Genomic DNA, 5203 nt, shown 5'->3' on the forward strand with positions numbered 1-5203 from the left:
GGCGAGGGTGAGGAGCGTCAGTAGGGAGGCGGTGGCTGTGGTGGTCACCACCAGGGCCATGGGGAGGGCGGTGCCCTCGCCGGCTAGGCCGACTAGGGGGGCGGCGCCGGCGGCGACCACGGCCTGGATGCCGCCGAGCAGTGCCGCCGCGGTGCCGGCGTGGGCGGCGTGCCGGTCCAGGGCCAGGGCGGTGCCGTTCGGCATCACCATGCCGAGCGAGCCGATCAGGACGAACAGCGCGACGATCACCAGCGGCAGGGCGTCGAGCAGCGCCCCGGTGATCAGCGTGAGCGCGGCGAACAGGCCGATGCTGAGGCCGGTGACGAGCAGCGGGCGGGGCTCGTACCGGTCGAGCAGCCGGGCGTTGAGTTGGCCGACGGTGACGAAGGCTAGGGCGTTGACGCCGAAGACCAGGGTGAACGTGCCGACGGAGAGGCCGAAGACATCCTGGAGGACGAATGAGGAGCCGGAGAGGTAGGCGAAGAGTCCGGCGAAGGCGAGTCCCTGGGTCAGCGCGTACCCGAGGTAGACGCGGTCGGTGAACAGGGCGCGGCCGATGCGGGCGGTCGCGGCCAGGCCACCGGTGTTGCGCCGGGCGGCGGGCAGCGTCTCGGGCAGCCGGCTCGCGACGGCGATCGCGAGCAGAGTCCCGATGACGGTGAGGGCGAGGAAGATGCCGCGCCAGCTGGTGAGGCGCAGGATCAGGCCGCCGAAGGCGGGGGCGGCCATCGGGGCGAGACCGAAGACCAGCACGAGCCGGGAGAAGTATTTCGCGGCGGCCCGTCCGGCGTAGAGGTCGCGGACCACGGCACGGGCGACGACAGTGCCCATGCCGCCGGCGAAGCCTTGCAGGAAACGCGCCGCGGCGAGGGCCTCCGCGGACGGCGCGAGCGCGCAGAGCACGGAGATCAGGGCGTACGCGACCACACCCACCAGCACCGGCCGGCGACGTCCCCAGCGGTCACTCAGGGTGCCGGTGACGAGTTGCCCGAGGGCCATGCCGACCAGGCAGGTGGTCAACGAGAGCTGAATCTGTGCCTGGCTGCTGGCCAGGTCGCGGGTCATCTCGGGCAGCGCCGGCACGTACGTGTCAAGCGACAGCGGGCCGATCGCGGTGAGGCTGCCGAGCAGCACCAGCAGCCCGAGCGCGGCGCGGCCGGTGGGTGCGGTGAACCGCTCCGGCGCGGCGGCGGCGGGCACACTGATCTTCGACATCCGGCTACGATAGCTCTGCCTACAGAGTTATTCGACGGGGGAAAGGTCGTAGTGTGACGGAGCAGACGCTGGGCGACCTCAGCATGGCCCTGGGCGACCTGCACCGGGTGCTGCGGCGCAAGGCCAACCTGTGGGTGGGGACGGTGGCCCTGCCGGACGCGCAGGTGGAGGTGCTGCGACTGGTGCAGCGGCAGCCAGGGATCAGCGTCCGGGAGGCCGCCGAACGTCTGGGCACCGCCGCGAACACGGTGAGCACCCTGGTCGGGGAGCTGACCTCGGCCGGCCTGCTGAGCCGGGAGCGGGATCCCGCCGATCGGCGTACCGTCCGGTTGGATCTCACCGACGCGGCGCGCGAGCGGATCGCCGCCTATGCGCAGCACCGCCGCGACCTGCTCGCGGCGGCGCTGGCCGAGTTGGACGTCGATGACCGGGAGCAGCTGCTAGCGGCGGTGCCGGCGCTGTCCCGCCTGGCCGACCACGCCACCACCCCGCGCCGCGCCGAGCCGGCTAGCCGCGCATGTCCTCCCGTTAGGTGACCCGGCGGACGTCCACCTCCACGTCGAAACCCCCTGTGATGTCGTACGTCGGGCCTAGGCTCGGCGCCGTCCTGGTTCCTTCGCACACCCGACGGAGACAGCAAATGCTCGACCATCTCGGCATCCAGGTCCGCGACCTCGACGCCAGCCTCACCTTCTACGACGCCGTGCTGGCCGCTCTGGGCGCCCGACGGATGCTGGAATACCCCGAGGCCATCGGCTATGGCAGCGGCACTCCCGACTTCTGGCTCAGCCCGGCCGGTGAGGGCTCGACGCGGGAAAGCCACATCGCGTTCACCGCCGCCGACCGGGCGGCGGTGAACGCCTTCCACGACGCGGCGGTGGCGGTGGGCGCCCAGGTGCTGCACGCACCCCGGGTCTGGCCGGAATACCACCCCAGCTACTTCGGCGCGTTCGTCAGGGATCCCGACGGCAACAACGTCGAGGCGGTCTGCCACGCCCCCGGGTAGGCAGGGCCGGCCGGCCCGAGGCGGAGCAGGTGGTCAGGCCAGCACGACGCGGCGCACCCCGCCGTGCTGGCCGCACGCCCGGGAGCTGCCGCCGGCCAGGCTGACCTTGCCGTTTCCGCACTCGACCAGGTAGCCCCGGCCCTCCCAGAAACCGGGTACGCAGTCGAAGTGGTCGCACAGCTCGCGGGCCGGCTCACGGATCTTGTCGCCGCCGCAGAAGCCGTACCCGAACGGGTTGGCCGGTGCGCCGCAGCGCGGTTCGGAGGTCTCGGCGGCCGGCTGCGCCAGGGAGCCGGAGGTGTCCGGCGCGCCGGGCCCGTTGCGGCCGGAGCTGCCCGGCTGTGCCGAGGGCGTGCCGGTGGCCCGTGCCGTCGACGTCTTCCCACCGCCCGATGTCCTGGCGGCCTTCGTGGCCGTGACACTCACGGCCGGCGCCGGGGTGGCGGCGACCGCGACCTCCCGACCGGCCGGGTCTGACGGGCCGACGTTGGCCAGCACCAGCGGCACGGTCACGGCCAGCCCGGCGGCGACCACCGCGGTACGCCGGCCGCCGGGGATCAGCGCCGACAACCGGGCCTGACCCGGTGTGGCGATGCCCGGCCGGGTCGGGCGGTTCGCCGCGTGTTCGGCGGTCAACTCGTCGAGTTGGGCGATGACGGCGGCCCGCTGCTCGATCGCGTCGGCGAAGGCCAAGGTGAGCACGAACCGGAACTCGGCAGCCGCGTCGACGGGCAGCAGCACTCCGGAGATGCGTCGCCGGTCGAGCACCTGGATCAGCGTGACAGGTGCCTGCGGATCGTGGACGAGGCCGGTCATCCGCCCGTACGCCCAGTCCCGTCGGCCTCGACCACCGAGCAGCACCAGCCGGCGGTTGGTGATCACCGCCATGCCGGCGTCGGTGACCCGGACCCCGTCGGGCGGGCGGTGTCGCAGCCGGCCACCCTGGGGGTCGACGGTCAGCTCCGGGGCGGGCAGCACGGCGATGTGCCGTACGTCCACGAGTTGCGCCGCCGGCACCACCCGCAGCACCAGCTCGTCGGGGTTCAGTTCCAGTGGCAGGCCGTGGCCGGCCGCGGCCGAACCGTGACACTGCTCGGCGAGCGTACGCAGGCGGCGTAGCTCGTCGTCGCGTCGCCGCCAGGTTTCCTCGTCGCTGCGGAACAGCCGCAGCCGGCGCTCGTTCTGCCGGCGCGCCCACCGGTACCGCCATGTCGAACCCGTCGAATCAGTCCTTGCCACGCCGACTCCTTCGCCGCGCATGCCACCAACCGCAGGCCACCAGATGGGGTGTCACAGTGTTAACGGCATCGAGTACCACGACGGCACGGCCAACCCGGGACGAATTACCCGATCGGCGGACCAAAACGGACGATACGGTGGTTTTGCTTCCATCGCCGACCTCCGGGGCCCGCTCCGCCACCACCTCCCGGACCGCTCCGCCACCACCGCCGGGCCCGCTCCACCCGCCGGCTGTGACATGACCGGCATCCAGCACGCCAATCAATCGAGAGCGTTGACCAGTGCCGCCGCCCCGCCGGGCGGCGGCACGTGATGGCGGATCTGGTGGCGAGGGTGCTGGCGATACCGGAGCAGGCGGTGGTGACTGTGGATCCGTGCTGGCGGTGGCGGTGACGACCGGCAGCGGTGATGCGTCCGAACCGGACCTCGGACCACTTGTGGCGGCCGCCCGGGACGACGGCGACGAGGAGGCGTTCCGCCTGCTGTACCGGGAGGTACAGCCCGGGCTGCTGCGCTACCTGCGCGGCATGGTGGGCGGCGACGCCGAGGACGTGGCCTCGGAGGCGTGGTTGCAGATCGCTCGTGACCTGCGCCGGTTCCGCGACGAGGGCGGCGGGTTCCGGGCCTGGGCCGTCGGGATAGCCCGGCATCGGGCGCTTGACCATCTGCGCCGCACCGGACGACGACCGGCGGTGAGCCTGCCGGCCGACGTACTTCTCGATCTGCCCGCCGGACACGACACCGCCGACCAGGCGGTCCAGGCCGTCGCGACCCGTGCCGCGATCGAGATGATCGCCGCGTTACCTCGCGATCAGGCCGAGGCGATCCTGCTGCGGGTGGTGGTGGGACTCGACGCCCGGGCCACCGCCCGGGTGTTGGGCAAGCGTCCCGGCGCGGTACGAACCGCTGCCTGGCGGGGGCTGCGCCGGCTGGCCGCGCAGCTCGACCGAACCGCCACGCCGACCAACTCCACCGCAACTGAGCAGGGGTTACGTCCATCCAGGCCGACGCTGCGTCCGTCCCCGACGGGTGAGTGACGAAATGACCCCGGACGACGCCAGGGAACACGAGATGAACAATCCGCCACCTCGAAGCATGGATCGGGACACCGCTGAACGGCTGCTGGACGGCGACCCCGTCGCCCTGAGCCGGGCCGGTCGGCTCGCCGTACCGCTGCGCGCCGCGCGTGGACCGATCCGGCCCGACGAGTTGGCCGGGGAGCAGGCGGCACTTGCGGCGTTCGTGGCCGCTGCCGACCTCACCCGCCGACCCGCACCACGGAGAGAACCGATGCTCAAGATCTTCCTGACGAAGCTGCTCACCGCCAAGGCCGCCAGCGTCATCGCCGCCACCGGCCTCGGCGGCGTGGCGCTGGCCGGGCTCTGTGAGGCGTACGCGGCCGGTGCCGCCGACAACCCCGGCAAGGCGCTGGAGAACCCCGCCTTCACCGAGTTGGTCGAGGCGGCCGGCGGGGCTGACAAGGTGCAGGACTACTGCGCGGACGCCCTGTCCGACGAATCCCGTCGTCGTCCCTCGATCGCGCCACCCGCCACCGGGCGGCCCAGCGACCGGCCCACGCCGGCACCGGGTGGCGGCGCACCGACCAGCCGGCCCGACACGCCGGCCACCAAGCGGCCAAGTGGCGTCCCGAACGGGACCGTTCCCGCACCCCCCTCGGGGAACGTCCCGGCGGCCACGCCGAGCACTCCCGGCCGCTGACCGCGGGGCTGGGCGGGTCCTCCC

The 5203-nt window shown here is 72.9% G+C and carries 6 protein-coding genes; 4 read left to right on the forward strand and 2 right to left on the reverse strand.

What is annotated here, in order from left to right; translation table 11 throughout:
• Positions 1 to 1215, reverse strand: a 1215-nt coding sequence (locus C1I93_RS28035) for a multidrug effflux MFS transporter (RefSeq protein WP_111246271.1), incomplete at its 3' end; no start/stop codon positions are given.
• A gap of 53 nt (positions 1216 to 1268) precedes the next feature.
• Between C1I93_RS28035 and C1I93_RS28040 the strand changes: the two genes are divergently transcribed.
• Together C1I93_RS28040 and C1I93_RS28045 are read left to right on the forward strand one after the other, a co-directional pair.
• Positions 1269 to 1751, forward strand: a complete 483-nt coding sequence (locus C1I93_RS28040; RefSeq protein WP_111246272.1) for a MarR family winged helix-turn-helix transcriptional regulator — start codon at positions 1269 to 1271, stop codon at positions 1749 to 1751.
• A gap of 104 nt (positions 1752 to 1855) precedes the next feature.
• Positions 1856 to 2221: a VOC family protein gene (locus C1I93_RS28045; protein ID WP_111246273.1), complete on the forward strand. Its 366-nt coding sequence runs from the start codon at positions 1856 to 1858 to the stop codon at positions 2219 to 2221.
• A 33-nt stretch (positions 2222 to 2254) separates the two neighbouring features.
• On the opposite strand, the gene C1I93_RS28050 is transcribed toward C1I93_RS28045, so the two are convergent.
• A complete protein-coding gene (locus tag C1I93_RS28050) occupies positions 2255 to 3460 on the reverse strand; it encodes a hypothetical protein (RefSeq protein ID WP_111246275.1) in 1206 nt (401 codons plus the stop codon).
• A gap of 383 nt (positions 3461 to 3843) precedes the next feature.
• Here C1I93_RS28050 and C1I93_RS28055 point away from each other — a divergent pair, with 383 nt between their 5' ends.
• Together C1I93_RS28055 and C1I93_RS28060 are read left to right on the forward strand one after the other, a co-directional pair.
• Positions 3844 to 4497 carry an RNA polymerase sigma factor gene (locus C1I93_RS28055; protein WP_223256176.1) on the forward strand — a complete coding sequence of 218 codons (654 nt, stop codon included), beginning with the start codon at positions 3844 to 3846 and terminating at the stop codon, positions 4495 to 4497.
• Positions 4490 to 5179 carry a hypothetical protein gene (locus C1I93_RS28060; RefSeq protein ID WP_146603594.1) on the forward strand — a complete coding sequence of 230 codons (690 nt, stop codon included), beginning with the start codon at positions 4490 to 4492 and terminating at the stop codon, positions 5177 to 5179. Before C1I93_RS28055 ends, C1I93_RS28060 begins: the two co-directional genes overlap by 8 nt.
• The last annotated feature ends 24 nt before the right edge of the window (positions 5180 to 5203 follow it).

It is taken from the genome of Micromonospora endophytica (assembly GCF_003236305.1).
Taxonomy (GTDB): Bacteria; Actinomycetota; Actinomycetes; order Mycobacteriales; family Micromonosporaceae; genus Micromonospora; species Micromonospora endophytica.